This window comes from Variovorax flavidus (assembly GCF_030317145.1).
GTDB lineage: Bacteria > Pseudomonadota > Gammaproteobacteria > Burkholderiales > Burkholderiaceae_C > Variovorax > Variovorax flavidus.
Genome location: NZ_JASZYE010000002.1, coordinates 841,295 through 856,396, shown reverse-complemented (window position 1 = coordinate 856,396; position 15,102 = coordinate 841,295). Strand labels below are relative to the sequence as shown.

Genomic DNA, 15,102 nt, shown 5'->3' with positions numbered 1-15,102 from the left:
TTCTTTACGGAATGACGAAGTCCGCGTATTGAATCAGGGATTTGGGGAAGCGCATGCGAAGCGTTCTGGCGGTCTTCTTGTTCAGGGCCAGAACGTACTTGGTACTCTGCTCCACCGGCAGGTCCGCGGGCCGCTCGCCCTGCAGGATCCTGGCGACGAAGTAGGCCGCGCGAATGAAGCCTTCGTGACCATCGGCACCGTACGCCATGAAGCCACCGAGCCACGCGAAGCCGGCGTAGCCCGCGATGGACGGCAGCCCTTGCGCAAGAGACACTTCCGCGATCCGTCCCAGATTGACGCTTGCGCGCGGCTCCGCAAGGATGGTGACTGCCGTTGCGCCGGACTTCTTGCACGCGATGAGCGCCGGCTCGAGTTCCGAGATGGCATCGACCTTCACGTCTACCAGCTCGACCCCCAGCTTTCCCGCCGCTGCTTCGGTGATTCGGGTCTCGAGGCGAGCCCGTGAGTTGGGAAACTTGAGCACTGCGATCCGCGTGCTGCCGGGCACGGCCTCATGCAGCAGGCCCAGCCGCTTTCCGGCGTGCTCGGCCGTGGGCATGTAGATGCCTGTCAGATTGCCGCCTGGGTGTGCCAGGCTGTCGATCAGTCCGAACTCCACCGGATCACCGAAGACCACGAACACGATGGGGACCGACGCGGTCATGTCCTTGGCGGCCAGCGCGATCGGCGACGCCATGGCGACGATCACATCGACTTTCGCCGAGAGAAGCTGCTCCACGGGCGTGGACAGATTCAGGCCCGTACCGACGTAGCGCGATTCGATCGTCAGGTTCTGCCCTTCGATCCATCCATACCGGCGAAGGCCATCGCGAAAGAAACCTTGCCTCGAAACAGGCCCGAAGACTGTCGACTCGCCGCCCAACCACAGCACGCCGATGCGCCGTGAACCGGCCCTGGCCGTCTGTGCCGACGACGCGCCCAAGGGAGCAGCCAGGGCAGCAAGTTCCAGCACGCGACGTCGACTCCAAGCCATGGTCACCATCGAATCACCTCCTGGCGTCGTCGCCAGCCCGACGCACGCAGCGTCGCATGAATCGAGGGGTGGGAGGCGTTCGAGATTGTTACGGGCGCGAACGAGGCTCGCCGCTCATGCGCGCGCACCGCTTGCTGTGCACTGCTGCCGGATTTCGCCAGCTATGGGACCATCCGCTCCATGCCAAGCAACGTACGCGTCCTCATCAACGCCCGAGACCAGTTGGGCGAGACACCCTTGTGGTGCCCGCGCAGCGAGAAGATCTGGTGGATCGACATCGAGCGGCCCAGGCTCCAGTCCTTCGACGAGCGCACCGGCAAGCATGAGGTGCATCCGTTCGACAGCACCTTCGCGGGGAGCCTCGCGCTGCATCGCGAAGGCGGGTTCGTCGTCGGGCTCGACAACAGCCTCTACCGCTTCGACCCGCCGACTTCGGGGGTGCAGCGCATCGTCGACGTGGAATCCGCCGACAAGGGCACGCGACTCAACGATGGCCGATGCGACCGGCGCGGTCGACTGTGGATCGGCACCATGGATGCGGCCATCCGGGAGCCGCTCGGCAGCTTCTATCGCGTGGAGCCGTCGGGCGTCGCGCACTGGCTTTTCAACGACATCATCGTGACCAATTCGGTCACGATTTCGCCCGACGACCGGACGCTGTACATGTCGGACACGCGGCGCTTCAAGATCTGGGCCTTCGACCTCGACCCCGACGATGGCGCCCTGTCCAATCGCCGGGTGTTCGCCGACTACTCGAACGAAAAAGGAAGGCCGGACGGCGCCTGCGTGGACAGCGACGGATGCGTCTGGAATGCAGTGTTCGCAGGCCATCGCGTGATCCGCTACACGCCTGCCGGCAAGGTCGACCGCGTGATCGAGCTTCCGGTGACCAACCCCACCTGCGTGTGTCTTGGCGGCCCGGACCTGAGCACGCTCTACATCACCACGGCAACGAAGATGATCGCGCCAGAGGTGCTCGCCAACGAGCCGCTGGCAGGCGCGCTGCTGGCGGTGGACGTCGGCGTGAAGGGCCTGCCCGAAGCGATGTTCGGCGCGGTGGGCTAGCGGCCGAACTTTGCGCGACGCTTCATCTGGCGCCCGCACGGAGCTCCAAGCCAAGGGCGAAGGTGCAAGCGTCCATTCAATGAGGAGTGGTGCGAAGCACTGGTTTGGGGCCCTTACCTGTCACCGCACTGAGACATTGACAGCCCATTGACCGGCGCCTAAATTGACTGCGCGCACAGGGTGGGTGGGGCAACGAAGACAACGCAAGAACAACGTGGGATCTGTCCGCCAAGCCACTCGAACGAAGCGGCCGATCAAGCCGCTGGCAATCGGCGCGCGGCGCGCGCTACCGGCACCGGTGGCGCGATGAGCGCGTGACAGCGTGATCGCCTGCCGGCGAATCGACGCGCTCGAAGTTCAAGAAGCAATCCGAGGGAAATCATTGAAGGTCGACTTCATCCGCACCGGGTGGGCTTGCGTGCGCCTTGTCACGCTCTGGAGATTTCCTCATGAACACATATTCGTCTCTACGCCGCCACTGGCGGTCGGCATTGCTGGTGATGCTTGTTGGCGCACTCCACGGTCTGCTGCCGGCGATGGCGGGGAACATGGATCAGTTCCGCAACGCGAAACCCGATTTCGGTGGCTCCGGCGTCTTGCCTGCCAGGGCAGAGCCTTTCGGCTATTCGCTGGAGGATCTCGCCAGGATCACTGCCGCCTTCAACGTGACGGATCACTCGGGGCCGCCACCGGCGCTGGTGGATGGATCGTCCAAGTTCCAGATGTTGTTCGGCACTTCCACCAACACATTCAACGTGACGAGAAACACGATCCTCTATGTGCCGGTGTTCCTCAGCGACAACTCGCCGCCGGTGATCGGGACGTTCCCCAACGTGAGCGACCGTGAATCCGTGCTGCGCTATGTTTTCTCGCACAGGCAGCTCGGCCTGAAGTTTTCGACCATCACCATCGACGGGCACGATTTCCCGCTCGACGAGCGCTACATCGTGGCGGTGAAGGTGCCGCCTCTGCCCGATGGCGGTGGCACCGGCTACCTGACTTCGGCCGCTTTCGTGAGACCCCTGAAAAGAGGCCAGCACGTAATCGAGATTTCGGCCAGCGTGACCGGCGACGCATTGCCGCCATGGTGCGACGTGCTGGGCAATCCCTGCCCGGACGGGGTCACCTTCACGATCCAGTATTTCGTCAATGTCCGCTAGTCGCCGTGATCCTCAGCCCACTGCGACGCGCGCCTCGAACAGGTAGTCCGCCAGGGCCTTCGCGACCAGGGGCGCCGACGCCCGGGCAGTCGCCGGCAGGGTCACGCTGACCATCATCCCGCGGCGGCCGCCTTCGATCACCTGCACCTCCGCATCGGGCAGCCGGAGTTGTTCGCGCACCAAGCTTGCGACCAGGCGTGCCGCGGCATCGCAGCGCAACTGGGGCTTGTAGATCTTGCCCACCGAGGTGAGCGGGATGGCCTCGACGACATGGATCTGCTTCGGCCACGCCGGGCGCTCGCCGATCGTGCGCTCCGCATGCTCGCGCAGTTCCGCCTCGGTGGCACTGGCGCCAGGACGAAGCGCCACGTAGCACACCGGCAGCTCGCCGGCGTAGGCGCAGGGCACGCCCACCGCCGCGGCGAGCATCACCGCGGGATGGGAAGCCATGGCGTTCTCGATCATCAGCGGATCGATGTTGTGGCCGCTGCGGATGATCAGATCCTTCGCGCGGCCGGCGATGTGGATGCGTCCGGCCGCATCGGTGTAGCCCAGGTCGCCGCTGTTGAGCACACCGTCTTCGAAGACGCCGGCGTCATGTTCCGGATTGCGGTAGCCGGGCGACACATGAGGACCGGAGACGGTAATCACGCCGACCTCGCCGGTCTCGCAAGCCGGCCCCAGCCCGCCGCCAGCCTCCAGCCGCCGCACGACGACGCGCGTATAGGGCAATGCCCAGCCGACTGAGCCGATGCCGCCAGTGCCGGCCACCGAGTCGATGGCGATCAGGCCCGAGGCCTCGGTCATGCCGTACACCTCGAACAGGCCGCGGCCGGTGACCTGCCTGAAGCGCTCGCCCACCGCGGTCGGCAGCGACGCGGCACCGCAGAAGCCGGCGCGGACGGCACTGATGTCGGCGTCCGCCAGCGGCACGTCCAGCAGGGCACCCACCGAAGTGGGCACGCCTCCCACCAGCGTGGCGCGGTACTGGGCCGCGAGGCGCCAGAAGCCCTGCACCATCGCCGGATTGCGCAGCCCGCCGGGCGACATCACCAGCAGCCCCATGCCGGCCATGAAAGCGCTCAGGCCGCAGAAGATGGTGCCGCCGACGTGGAACAACGGCAGCGTGGCCGTGAGGGTGTCGGTCGGCCGCATGTCGCCGAGGATGGCACCGCCCAATGCGGCCACCAGTTGGCTGCGGTGCGTGTGCGACACCAGCTTGGGCGCGCCCGTTGTGCCGCCGGTGTGGAAGTAGGCTGCCACGTCGCCATCGCGGCCCGGCGCGCCGAACACCAGCCGATCGTCGGGCTGGGCCATCAGCGCCGCATGAAAGTCGATCACGCCATCTTCGAGAGGCGTGCCAGGCGGCGACACGCGCAGCAGCTTGAGCCCCGGGAGTTCCTCGCGCAGGGCCAGAGCCTTCTGCCAGATGTCCAGCACCGGATGCGGGCCCAGCGCGACCAGCACGCGAGCGCCGGAGGCTTTCAGCAAGCCGGCGATGTGCGCGGGCTGCAGCAGGAAGTTGATGGGCACCGCGTAGCCCGCGGTCTCGGCGCCCCACAGCGTCGCATGGGTTTCGACCAGGCTGGGCAGCATGTAGGCCACACCGGGGCGCGGGCCGCCCAGCGTCGCGAACAGGTTGGCGGCGCGCCGGATCAGTCCGAGGAGTTCGAGATAGCTGACGCGGCGTGCCTGCTCGTCGGGCGCCCCGGTCATCAGCATCGTGAGCGCGGTGCGCTCGGGCTGGCGGGCGGCGGCGGAAACGAAGACGTCCAGGATGCTGCGTTCGGGCAGGCGTTCGTCGAGCGTCATCTCCGACTCGACGCGCGCCACGTCGTCGTGGCTGCGGATGCCGATTTCTGGCAGGTGTGCCATGGCAGGCTCCAATCGAGAATGAACCGGCGAGCGACCTTACTCCGATCGGTGCATGGGCAACAGCGAGGTCATACCCGCGCCTGTCGGCCCGCCTTGCGCAATCGGCATGCGGGTGCAATATTCGACGCCATGAAGAAGCTGATCCTGACCATCCTCCTGGCGGTCGCAGGGCTCATGTCTGCGGGGTCCGCCTTTGCCCAGTGGCACAACAGTCCCCAGTTCGATCGCGACCTCAGGGCGTGCGACCGGCGTGGCGTGAATTTCGAGCGCTGCATGTGGGACAGGGGTTGGCAGCGCGGCCACGGTCGCCGGTGGAATCACAACCAGAACTGGCATCGCCCCCCTCCTCAGCACCACTGGAACAGCCCTCCGCCGCGTCACTGGAATCAGCCCCCTCCCCCGCGCCGCAATCAGCCCCGGCTGAGCGACATGCAGCGACGCGCCCTTGCCAATTGCAGCGTGCTGCCTCCCGCCGAGCAGCCGAGGTGCAGGGCGACGGTGATGTCGACCGTGGGCCGATAGCTCGCCGATTCCGACCTGGCTACCGCTTCGTTGGCACCGAGTAGGTGAGTTCGGCAAAGCCCGGCCCGACACGCCTTGCATCCGTGAGTTGCAGGGACGGCGACACGATGCGACGGGGAAGCAATGGCCTGCCCGAGCCCAGGGTCACGGACCCGACCTGAACCATGATCTCGTCGAGCAACCCGGCGTCATGGAATTGACCGACCAGGTCGCCACCGCCGACGATCCAGACGTTCTTGCCTCCGGCGGCCAGCACCATTGCCTCGTGCACCTGCTTGACGTCACCTCGAACGAAGTGGATAGCCGCCGAGGGCACGGCGGGAAGTTCGCGACTGCTGAACACCCATGTGGGCTGCGCGTAGGGCCACGCCTTCTGATCCTTCGTCCCCGGCTTGACGACGTGACGCAGCATCCACTCGTACGTCGACGAGCCCATCGCGAGAGCACCCACGCCCTGGATGAAGCGGGGATAGCTGGTGTCGTTGATATCGCCAAGCGGGAACAGCCATTCCAGTGAATGGTCCTCCGTGGCGATGAAGCCATCCAGGCTGCAGGCGGTGTAGTACTGGGTCTTCATCGCTTCATCCTAGTCGCGCTTATCCACGAAGAAAAGTATTCGGCGCCTCGCCGTTCTGCGCATCGAATGTATGCTTTTCGCCAGGTCCAGCTTCGGAGTCCACGTGCATCTCGTTTTCGTCTTCGGCACCCTCAAGGAGGGATTCCCCAACAGCGCGGTGAACACCGGCGTTCGCATCGCCGGCAACTTCGTCACCGAAGACCGCTATCCCTTCCATCTCGTCGGCGAGCGCCATTCGCCGTGGATGATCAACAGTCCGGGGCAAGGGCTGCGCGTCGAGGGACAACTGTTCGAAGTGACCGACGCGGGACTGGAGCGGATGGATGCGCTGGAGCGCGTTGGCAAGCCCGACGGCTACGAACGCGTTCGCGTGAGGGTGCAAGAGGCCCAGGCACCTTCCGCCGATGCCGTCGAGGCATTCGTCTATCTGAAGAATCCGGATCTGCTTCGCGCGGAAGAGGTTCGCGCCGGGCCCTTGGGCATCTACACGGAAGACCACGCGGCGCTCTACCGGCGGAGGGACAGCGTCCCTTCTCCGGAGGATGTTCGCAAGTACAAACATACCTAGCATCCCTGATGGGAGGCTGAGGATGACGGGCGGGGGCCTCCAACTTCCGTGCCGCATCCATGGCGGAGGGCACGGACTCGACGTGACGATTGCAACCAATCCATGGAGTCCCTATGCCAACTATCGACATCAAGACACTCTCCGCGAACATCACTCAATCGAAGGCGCGATGGCAGGCCCGACAAACGCCGCACTCGCTCCTGAGCGATGACCAGAAGAAGGCATTGCTCGGCAACATCATTCCGCCTTCCGTGATGGCCGCCGCGGCGGCCCCGAGCCTGCAGGCCGCTGCAGCGCCGGCCTTCGCCCCCGCGGTGGACTGGCGAAGCCACAACGGGAATCACGTGACTTCGGTGAAAGACCAGAAGCAGTGCGGCTCCTGCGTGTCGTTCTGCTGCACCGCGCTGGTCGAGTCGATGGCTTCGATCGAGAAGGGCCAACTGCTCGACCTGTCCGAAGCCGATTCGCACTTCTGTTCCTCGCACGGCGCGAGTTGCGGCGGCTGGTACGCCGATGACTGCCTGGCGCAGATCCAGTCGCGAGGCGTCCTGCCCGATGCCGCTTTCCCGTACATGACGGCCTTCGACAGTCCGCCCAAGACCGACCCTGCGACGCACTTGTGGATCCCTCATTGCGTCAACGTCCAGAACCGGTCCTCCGCGGTGAAGATCACCTCGCACGGCAGCCTGAGCAACATCACCGACCGCAAGAACTACCTGAGCAACGTCGGCCCCTGCTCCGCGTCCTTCGACGTGTACGACGATTTCTATTCCTACGCCAGCGGCGTGTATCACCACCTGACGGGCAACTACGTCGGCGGGCATTGCGTCGAGGTCATCGGCTATTCCGAAGCCGAGCAATGCTGGATCTGCAAGAACTCCTGGGGCACGGGCTGGGGCAACGCGGGCTTCTTCAAGATCGGCTATGGCGAGTGCAAGTTCGACGCCTACCCCTTCGCCACCGCGCAAGGTGTCGTGCTTCCGGCGGCACCGCCCGGATGGCACGGCTACGAAAGCCTGGGCGGCGTCATCACCTCCAAGCCCAGCGCGGTCTCATGGGCGGCCAATCGCATCGACGTCGTCGCACGGGGCACCGACTCGGCGGTCTGGCACCGCTGGTGGGACGGCGTCGCATGGCGCGGGTGGGAGAGCCTGGGTGGCGTCATCCACGACGCGCCCGCCATCTGCTCGTGGGCCTCGGGCCGGCTCGACATCTTCGCCGTGGGCACGGACCACAAGCTGTATCACAAGTGGTTCCAGGGCGGCTGGAGCGGCTGGGAGAGCCTGGGCGGGACGCTGTCGTCCGCCCCCTGTGCGGTGTCGTGGGGCCCGAACCGGATCGACGTGTTCGCACGCGGCATGGATTCGGCGATGTGGCACCTGTGGTGGGACGGCGTCAGCTGGCACGGCTGGGAGAGCCTCGGCGGCGTCATCGACTCCGCGCCGGCCGTGTCGTCGTGGGCCGCAAACCGGCTCGACTGCTTCGCCAAGGGCACTGACAGCCATCTCTATCACCGCTGGTGGGACGGCACCGGCTGGCATGGCTGGGAGAACCTGCAGGGCTACGTGGGCGGTGATCCGGGCGCAGAATCATGGGGACCCAATCGAATCGACGTCTTCTATCCAGGCGTCAACTTCCGCATGATGCACAAGTGGTGGAACGGTTCCGCGTGGAGCGGTGAAGAAGATCTCGGCGGACTGCTGTCCTCGGGTGTCGGCGTGAGTTCGTGGGCATCGGGCCGGCTCGACTGCTTCGTCGAGGGCACCGACTCCGCGATGTATCACAAGTGGTATGCCTGAATGAGCACTTCCCGGAAGTTGACGGTCGCGGTGGGCACCCCGTTCGACGTGGAACTGGGCGCCACGCCGTCGACCGGCTACATCTGGGAACTGCCGTCGCCTCCCGACGGAGTGCAGCTCCTGGGGAGCGACTTCAGGCAGCCGGCAACGGCCGCCATCGGTGACGGGGGCACGCAGGTCTTTCACCTGCGCGCCTCCGCCGCCGGGCATTTCGAGCTTTCATTCCAGCTCAAGCGGCGCTGGGAGACGACGCCGATAGAGACGCAGGTGATCGAGGTCGACGCGCGCTAGCGGATGAGCAAGCCGGATCTTCCGTCCCCCCTCCCGGAGCCGGGCCGGATTGCGCGGCGGGCGAAGGCCGCCGACCAGAGCGGCTGGTCGCGATGGCTTCCGGGACTCGGCACGCTGCGCGCCTACCAGATGGCCTGGCTGCGGCACGACATCGTGGCCGGACTGGTGCTGACCACGATGCTGGTGCCCGTCGGCATTGCCTACGCGGTGGCGTCGGGCGTCCCCGGCATCTACGGGTTGTACGCGACCATCGTTCCGCTGATCGCCTACGCGCTGTTCGGCCCCAGCCGGATCCTGGTGCTGGGCCCGGATTCGTCACTGGCCGCCGTCATCCTCGCCGTCGTGCTGCCGCTTTCCGGCGGCGACCCGCGGCGCGCGATCGCCCTCGCGGCCATGATGGCGATCGTGTCGGGCGCCGTGTGCATCCTCGCCGGCATCGCGCGACTGGGCTTCGTCACCGAGCTTCTGTCCAAGCCGATCCGCTACGGCTACATGAACGGCATCGCGTTGACGGTGTTGATCAGCCAGTTGCCCAAGCTGCTGGGCTTCTCGATCGACGGCGACGGGCCGTTGCGGAACCTGCAGTCCATCGCCGCCGCCGTGACGGATGGAAAGATCAACTGGGCCGCCTTCGCGGTCGGCGCAGGCACGCTCGCGCTCATCCTGCTGCTCAAGCGCAGCAAGCGGCTGCCGGGAATCCTGATCGCCGTGGTGGCCGCGACCATCGCCGTGGCCGTGCTGGACCTTGCTTCACGCGCCGGCGTGTCCGTGCTCGGCGCCCTGCCCCAGGGCCTGCCGTCGTTCACCATCCCGTGGATCACGCGGGCGGACATCGCCCCCGTCCTGATCGGCGGCTGCGCCGTGGCGCTCGTCTCGTTCGCCGACACCAGCGTCCTGTCGCGTGTCTATGCGGCGCGGACGCGGACCTATGTCGACCCGAACCAGGAAATGGTGGCGCTCGGCGCTGCCAACCTGGCCGCGGGCTTCTTCCAGGGCTTTCCGGTCAGCAGCAGTTCGTCGCGGACGCCCGTGGCAGAGGCCGCAGGCGCCAGGACCCAGCTGACCGGCGTCGTCGGCGCGCTGGCCGTTGCCCTGCTGCTGGTGGTGGCGCCGGACCTGCTGAAGAACCTGCCCTCCAGCGCGCTGGCCGCCGTAGTGATCGCGTCTGCGATCGGGCTGATCGAGATCGCGGATCTGCGGCGGATCTATCGCATCCAGCGCTGGGAGTTCTGGCTGTCGATCGTCTGCACGGCGGGTGTGGCCGTGCTGGGCGCGATCCAGGGCATCGGCCTGGCCATCGTGGTCGCCGTCGTCGAATTCCTCTGGGATGCGTGGCGCCCCTACTCGGCGGTCCTGGGGCGCGCCGACCGCGTCAAGGGCTACCACGACATCACGCGTTATCCCGATGCGCGGCTGATTCCGGGCCTGGTGCTGTTCCGCTGGGATGCGCCCTTGTTCTTCGCCAACGCCGAACTCTTCCAGGACCGGGTGCTCAATGCGGTGGCTGCATCGCCGACGCCAGTGCGCTGGCTAGTCGTTGCGGCGGAGCCGGTCACGAGCGTGGACGTGACCTCGGCCGACATGCTGGCCGAACTCGACCAGGCCTTGCACGCGGCGGGCATCCAGCTGTGCATCGCCGAGATGAAGGACCCCGTCAAGGACAAGCTGAAGCGCTTCGGACTCTTCGCGCGACTGGGGGAGGCGGCGTTCTTTCCGACCATCGGTGCCGCCGTGGGCCATTACCTCGAGACCCATCCGGTGGAATGGGTGGACTGGGAAGACAAGGAGCGTTGAGGCGGCCTACGCGATCACCAAGCGATCCCGCAGTTCACATGGCTCCATCGCGTCGACGAGCGTGGCGCGCAATTCCCGGGGGTCCAGGGACAGAAGCTCATGAACGCACCGGGCCTGGGCACGGCTGAAGACCGAAGGAGTCCATTCGCGCAGCCGGCGCTCGGCCGCGGCGCCGTCCTGCAAGGCCATCGATTCGAGATCGAGCACCGCGGCGGCCTGCGCTGCCGAAAACGCCGACGGAATATCGATGTGACGGTGCGTTCCCGGCCCCGGCTCGACGCATGCAGAGGCAAACCACGAGGCGATGAACTTCGACAGGGGCAGGGGAAGGGCTTCGGTGTTCATGGGCCCAAGGTTCGCAGAATCGCCCGCCGAAGTCTGCAACCATTCTCCCTCTCAGGTTCCTGCATGCAAAAGATGTATAAGCGCCGTCCCATGCGGCGGCGGGGGCCATCGCAGCGATTCCGGCCCCGCCCCGATTTGATGTAGCTTCGGCCGGATGACATTGAAATATCTGGATTTCGACTACAGCGAGGACTCCGAGGGCATCGGCGTGTTCGATGCCATGGCCACCACCGGTCCCCAGCATGTCGCAGCCGTGCATGCCGAGATCGGGCAGGTGCTGGAATGGGCGCACGCAGCCTTTGCCGGACGCAGGGGCCCGGTGGGCGACGGCGGCGACTGGGACTACGACCTGCAGGGCATGCAGGAGATCGCCGTGCCCGAGACGATCGAGTTCGACGAGGAAACGCTCCGCGTGCGCGTGCGGACGAGCCCGCCGGCGACGCCGCGGCACACAGTCACGCTGTCGATCAGCGGCACGCCGGAGTTTTGCGTGGCCTTCACCGCCGAGTTCGATCTGGGCTGAACGCGGCACCACGCTGCCGCGCCTCGAGCAGCCGTGGACAGGCCCGACCACTCCATCTTTCCAACCGACCCGCACAAGGATTCGCCATGGACACCCGCCCTCCGCTTCCTCCCTTCACCCACGAAACCGCCGTGCAGAAAGTGCGCCTGGCCGAAGACGGCTGGAACTCGCGCGAGCCGGCTCGCGTGGCGCTCGCCTACAGCGAAGACACGCGCTGGCGCAATCGCGCGGAGTTCCTGGTCGGCCGGGCCGCGGCGCAGGCATTCCTCGAACGCAAGTGGGCACGCGAACTGGACTACCGGCTCATCAAGGAACTCTGGACCTTCGGCGGCCCGCGCATCGCGGTGCGCTTCGCGTACGAATGGCACGACGACTCGGGCCACTGGTTCCGCAGCTACGGCAACGAGAACTGGGAATTCAACGAGGCGGGGTTGATGGTGCGTCGCCACGCGAGCATCAATGACCTGCCGATCAAGGAGAGCGAGCGCAAGTTCTTCTGGCCCCTGGGACGGCGGCCGGACGACCATCCAGGACTGAGCGACCTGGACCTCTAGGCTCGCCCATAATCCAGCGATCGGCGCTGATGTTAGCGCCGACATTTTGAATGTCGTGACCCAAGATTCCTCTCCCCGCCCGACGCGCCGCAGCAGCGGCGGCATCACCCTCGACGACGTGTCCAAGCTCGCGGGGGTGTCCGCGATCACCGTGTCGCGGGCGCTCAATTCGCCGGATCTCGTGTCGCCGAAGACGCGCGAGAAGGTGCGCCTGGCCGTCGAGCGCACGGGCTACGTGCCCAATCTGCTGGCGGGCGGGCTGGCTTCCAACCGCAGCCGGCTGGTGGCCGCGCTGGTGCCGACCATCGCGGGGCCGGTGTTCCTGGAGACGATCCAGGCGTTGACCGAGGCGCTGGCCGAGTCCGGCTACCAGCTGATGCTGGGACAGGCCGGCTATCACAACTCCCGGGAGGACGCGCTGATCGACGCCATCGTCGGCCGACGCCCCGACGGGATCGTGCTGACCGGGATCATGCGTTCGGCCGAAGGGCGGCGGCGGCTCTTGGCATCGGGCATCCCGGTGGTCGAGACCTGGGATCTGACGCCCACACCGGTGGACATGCTCGTGGGCTTTTCCCATGAGAAAGTAGGCACTGACATCGCCAAATTCCTTTATGACAAGGGATACCGCCGCCCCGCGGTGATCACCGGGGACGACCAGCGGGCGAATCTGCGCCGCGCAGGATTCGAGCAGGCCTGGACGGCGCTGGGCGGCCGGCAGCCCCGGATCTGCAGCGTCCCGGCGCCCACCACGCTCGGGAGCGGCCGGGCGGCATTGGCGGAACTGCTCGCCGAGCTTCCCGATATCGATGTGGTGGTCTGCAGTTCGGACGCGCTCGCCCACGGCGTCATCACCGAGGCGCAGGCGCGCGGAATACGCGTGCCGCAGGACATCGCCGCGATGGGTTTCGGCGATCTCGGGTTCGCGCAGCACGCGCATCCCGCCATATCGACCGTGCGCATCGACGGCACCGCCATCGGCCGGCAGGCCGCCCGGTTCATCATCGATCGCGCCGAGGGCCGGCCCGTCGAACAGAAGGTCGTCGACCTCGGCTTCTCGCTCGTCGAGCGCGCCAGCGCCTGACGGTCGCGCGCCGGACCGGCCGCGAATACCCTGTTGACCGCATGCCGGAATCGGTCTTATGATGAAATGACAGCGCTAACATTTTATCCCGGCATCCAGCCGGAAGGCGCGGAGAGACAAACCCATGACCGACCCGCTTTCCCCGACCTCGACCCCGACACCCTCGTCCGCCGCGCAACGCAAGAGGCCCGAGGACCTCCGCTCCCACCGCTGGTACGGCGTTAAGGATCTGCGCAGCTTCGGCCACCGTTCGCGCACGGCGCAGATGGGGCTCTCCCGCGACGACTACCTGGGCAAGCCGGTGATCGCCATCCTCAACACCTGGAGCGACATGAACTCCTGCCACACACATTTCCGCCAGCGTGCGGAGGAAGTGAAGCGTGGTGTGTGGCAGGCGGGCGGCTTTCCGGTGGAGATCCCGGCGATGAGCCTGGGCGAGGCCTTCCAGAAGCCGACGACGATGCTCTACCGCAACCTGCTCGCGATGGAGGCCGAGGAGCTGCTGCGCTCCTACCCCGCCGACGGCTGCGTGCTGATGGGCGGCTGCGACAAGACCACGCCGGGCCTGGTGATGGGCGCGCTGGCCATGAACCTGCCGACCATCTTCGTCCCCGCCGGGCCGATGCTGCGGGGCGACTACAAGGGCCAGTTCCTCGGCTCCGGCTCCGACACCTGGAAGTACTGGGCCGAGCTGCGCGCCGGCAACATCAGCGAGCAGGACTGGCAGGACGTGGAGGACGGCATCGCGCGCTCCCCCGGTACCTGCATGACCATGGGCACGGCCAGCACCATGACCAGCGCGGCCGAAGTGCTGGGCCTGACATTGCCCGGCGCCTCGTCGATCCCGGCGCCGGATTCGCGCCACGCGATGATGGCCACGCACACCGGCCGGCGCATCGTCGAGATGGTGTGGGAGGACCTGAAGCCGCTCGACTTCCTGACGCCGGCGTCCTTCGACAACGCGGTCACCGCGGTGCTGGGCCTGGGCGGCTCGACCAATGCCATCGTCCACCTGATCGCGATGGCGCGACGTGCCGGCGTGGCGCTCGACCTGGCGCGCTTCGACGAACTCGCGCGCAGCACCCCGGTCATCGCGAACCTGCGCCCCGGCGGCAAGTACCTGATGGAAGACTTCTTCTACGCCGGCGGCCTGCGCGCCTTCCTGCGCGAGATGGGCGACCTGATCGACGGGAGCCAGCGCACCTGCAACGGCCGCACGCTGGCCGAGAACATCGGGGACGCGCGCACCTACAACGCCGACGTGATCCGCCCCCGCGCCGAAGCCCTGCTCGAAAGCGGCGGCCTCGCCGTGCTGCACGGCAACCTCGCCCCCGACGGCGCGGTGATCAAGCCCGCCGCGATGGAAGCCCACCTGCGCCGCCACACCGGCCCGGCCGTCGTCTTCAGGAACTACGACGACCTCGCCGCGCGCATCGACGACCCTGCCCTGCCCGTGACGAAGGACAGCGTGATCGTGCTGCAGAGCGCCGGCCCGCAGGGCGCGCCCGGCATGCCCGAATGGGGCCAGTTGCCGATCCCGCAGAAGCTGCTGAAGGAAGGCGTGCGCGACATGGTCCGCATCAGCGATGCGCGCATGAGCGGCACCAGCTACGGCGCCTGCGTGCTGCACGTCACGCCCGAATCGCATGTGGGGGGCCCGCTGGCGCTGGTGCGCGACGGCGACCTCGTCACGCTCGACATTGACGCTCGCCGCATCGACATGCAGGTGAGCGACGAGGAGATCGCCCGCCGCCGCGCCGAGTGGCAAAAGCCGATCCCCAAGTTCAGCCGGGGTTACGGCGTGATGTACCTCAAGCACGTGCAGCAGGCCGACACCGGCTGCGACTTCGACTTCCTGGCGCCGGACTACCGCGAGGACACAGGCAACGCCCCGACAGAGGGCGAGCCCGAGATCCACTGACCAGCCCGCCGGCCCGCATCCCTCAAACCT

General features: G+C 66.8%; 14 protein-coding genes. 10 read left to right on the top strand and 4 right to left on the bottom strand.

The window, feature by feature from the left end:
• Positions 1-4: 4 nt before the first annotated feature.
• Positions 5-1,003: an ABC transporter substrate-binding protein gene (locus QTH90_RS14690; RefSeq protein WP_286665284.1), complete on the bottom strand. Its 999-nt coding sequence runs from the start codon at positions 1,001-1,003 to the stop codon at positions 5-7.
• Positions 1,004-1,174: 171 nt separating this feature from the next.
• On the opposite strand from QTH90_RS14690, the gene QTH90_RS14685 reads away from it, so the two are divergent.
• Positions 1,175-2,059, top strand: a complete 885-nt coding sequence (locus tag QTH90_RS14685) for an SMP-30/gluconolactonase/LRE family protein (RefSeq protein ID WP_286665283.1) — start codon at positions 1,175-1,177, stop codon at positions 2,057-2,059.
• A gap of 449 nt (positions 2,060-2,508) precedes the next feature.
• On the top strand, positions 2,509-3,219 hold the full coding sequence (locus tag QTH90_RS14680; RefSeq protein ID WP_286665282.1) for a hypothetical protein: 711 nt from the start codon (positions 2,509-2,511) through the stop codon (positions 3,217-3,219).
• Positions 3,220-3,231: 12 nt separating this feature from the next.
• On the opposite strand, the gene QTH90_RS14675 is transcribed toward QTH90_RS14680, so the two are convergent.
• The gene (locus QTH90_RS14675) at positions 3,232-5,094 is read right to left on the bottom strand and encodes an AMP-binding protein (RefSeq protein WP_286665281.1); all 1,863 of its coding nucleotides are present in this window, start codon (positions 5,092-5,094) and stop codon (positions 3,232-3,234) included.
• Positions 5,095-5,635: 541 nt separating this feature from the next.
• Positions 5,636-6,193 carry a dihydrofolate reductase family protein gene (locus QTH90_RS14670; protein WP_286665280.1) on the bottom strand — a complete coding sequence of 186 codons (558 nt, stop codon included), beginning with the start codon at positions 6,191-6,193 and terminating at the stop codon, positions 5,636-5,638.
• Positions 6,194-6,296: 103 nt separating this feature from the next.
• Here QTH90_RS14670 and QTH90_RS14665 point away from each other — a divergent pair, with 103 nt between their 5' ends.
• The 4 genes from QTH90_RS14665 to QTH90_RS14650 all read left to right on the top strand — a co-directional run bounded on the left by QTH90_RS14665 (position 6,297) and on the right by QTH90_RS14650 (position 10,645).
• A complete protein-coding gene (locus QTH90_RS14665) occupies positions 6,297-6,761 on the top strand; it encodes a gamma-glutamylcyclotransferase family protein (protein WP_286665279.1) in 465 nt (154 codons plus the stop codon).
• 113 nt (positions 6,762-6,874) lie between these two features.
• On the top strand, positions 6,875-8,560 hold the full coding sequence (locus tag QTH90_RS14660) for a DUF8189 domain-containing protein (protein ID WP_286665278.1): 1,686 nt from the start codon (positions 6,875-6,877) through the stop codon (positions 8,558-8,560).
• Positions 8,561-8,851 (top strand): protease inhibitor I42 family protein, encoded by a 291-nt coding sequence (locus QTH90_RS14655; protein ID WP_286665277.1) that lies wholly within the window; start codon positions 8,561-8,563, stop codon positions 8,849-8,851.
• A 3-nt stretch (positions 8,852-8,854) separates the two neighbouring features.
• Complete coding sequence (locus QTH90_RS14650; RefSeq protein WP_286665276.1) at positions 8,855-10,645, top strand: SulP family inorganic anion transporter; 1,791 nt, start codon at positions 8,855-8,857, stop codon at positions 10,643-10,645.
• 6 nt (positions 10,646-10,651) lie between these two features.
• Here the strand turns inward: QTH90_RS14650 and QTH90_RS14645 are convergent, their stop codons facing one another.
• Positions 10,652-10,990 carry a hypothetical protein gene (locus tag QTH90_RS14645; protein WP_286665275.1) on the bottom strand — a complete coding sequence of 113 codons (339 nt, stop codon included), beginning with the start codon at positions 10,988-10,990 and terminating at the stop codon, positions 10,652-10,654.
• A 154-nt stretch (positions 10,991-11,144) separates the two neighbouring features.
• On the opposite strand from QTH90_RS14645, the gene QTH90_RS14640 reads away from it, so the two are divergent.
• The 4 genes from QTH90_RS14640 (at position 11,145) to araD (ending at position 15,072) form a co-directional block, all read left to right on the top strand.
• Entirely contained in the window at positions 11,145-11,513 is a 369-nt protein-coding gene (locus QTH90_RS14640) for a hypothetical protein (RefSeq protein ID WP_286665274.1), read from the top strand.
• A gap of 86 nt (positions 11,514-11,599) precedes the next feature.
• The gene (locus tag QTH90_RS14635; RefSeq protein WP_286665273.1) at positions 11,600-12,067 is read left to right on the top strand and encodes a nuclear transport factor 2 family protein; all 468 of its coding nucleotides are present in this window, start codon (positions 11,600-11,602) and stop codon (positions 12,065-12,067) included.
• A gap of 55 nt (positions 12,068-12,122) precedes the next feature.
• Positions 12,123-13,151 carry a LacI family DNA-binding transcriptional regulator gene (locus QTH90_RS14630; RefSeq protein WP_286665272.1) on the top strand — a complete coding sequence of 343 codons (1,029 nt, stop codon included), beginning with the start codon at positions 12,123-12,125 and terminating at the stop codon, positions 13,149-13,151.
• A 124-nt stretch (positions 13,152-13,275) separates the two neighbouring features.
• On the top strand, positions 13,276-15,072 hold the full coding sequence (gene araD / locus QTH90_RS14625; protein ID WP_286665271.1) for an L-arabinonate dehydratase: 1,797 nt from the start codon (positions 13,276-13,278) through the stop codon (positions 15,070-15,072).
• Positions 15,073-15,102 lie beyond the last annotated feature (30 nt).

Coding starts and splice junctions, on each gene's coding strand:
- QTH90_RS14690 (WP_286665284.1), bottom strand. CDS start 1,003: ATGGTGACCATGGCTTGGAGTCGACGTCGCGTGCTGGAACTTGCTGCC.
- QTH90_RS14685 (WP_286665283.1), top strand. CDS start 1,175: ATGCCAAGCAACGTACGCGTCCTCATCAACGCCCGAGACCAGTTGGGC.
- QTH90_RS14680 (WP_286665282.1), top strand. CDS start 2,509: ATGAACACATATTCGTCTCTACGCCGCCACTGGCGGTCGGCATTGCTG.
- QTH90_RS14675 (WP_286665281.1), bottom strand. CDS start 5,094: ATGGCACACCTGCCAGAAATCGGCATCCGCAGCCACGACGACGTGGCG.
- QTH90_RS14670 (WP_286665280.1), bottom strand. CDS start 6,193: ATGAAGACCCAGTACTACACCGCCTGCAGCCTGGATGGCTTCATCGCC.
- QTH90_RS14660 (WP_286665278.1), top strand. CDS start 6,875: ATGCCAACTATCGACATCAAGACACTCTCCGCGAACATCACTCAATCG.
- QTH90_RS14655 (WP_286665277.1), top strand. CDS start 8,561: ATGAGCACTTCCCGGAAGTTGACGGTCGCGGTGGGCACCCCGTTCGAC.
- QTH90_RS14650 (WP_286665276.1), top strand. CDS start 8,855: ATGAGCAAGCCGGATCTTCCGTCCCCCCTCCCGGAGCCGGGCCGGATT.
- QTH90_RS14645 (WP_286665275.1), bottom strand. CDS start 10,990: ATGAACACCGAAGCCCTTCCCCTGCCCCTGTCGAAGTTCATCGCCTCG.
- QTH90_RS14640 (WP_286665274.1), top strand. CDS start 11,145: ATGACATTGAAATATCTGGATTTCGACTACAGCGAGGACTCCGAGGGC.
- QTH90_RS14635 (WP_286665273.1), top strand. CDS start 11,600: ATGGACACCCGCCCTCCGCTTCCTCCCTTCACCCACGAAACCGCCGTG.
- araD (WP_286665271.1), top strand. CDS start 13,276: ATGACCGACCCGCTTTCCCCGACCTCGACCCCGACACCCTCGTCCGCC.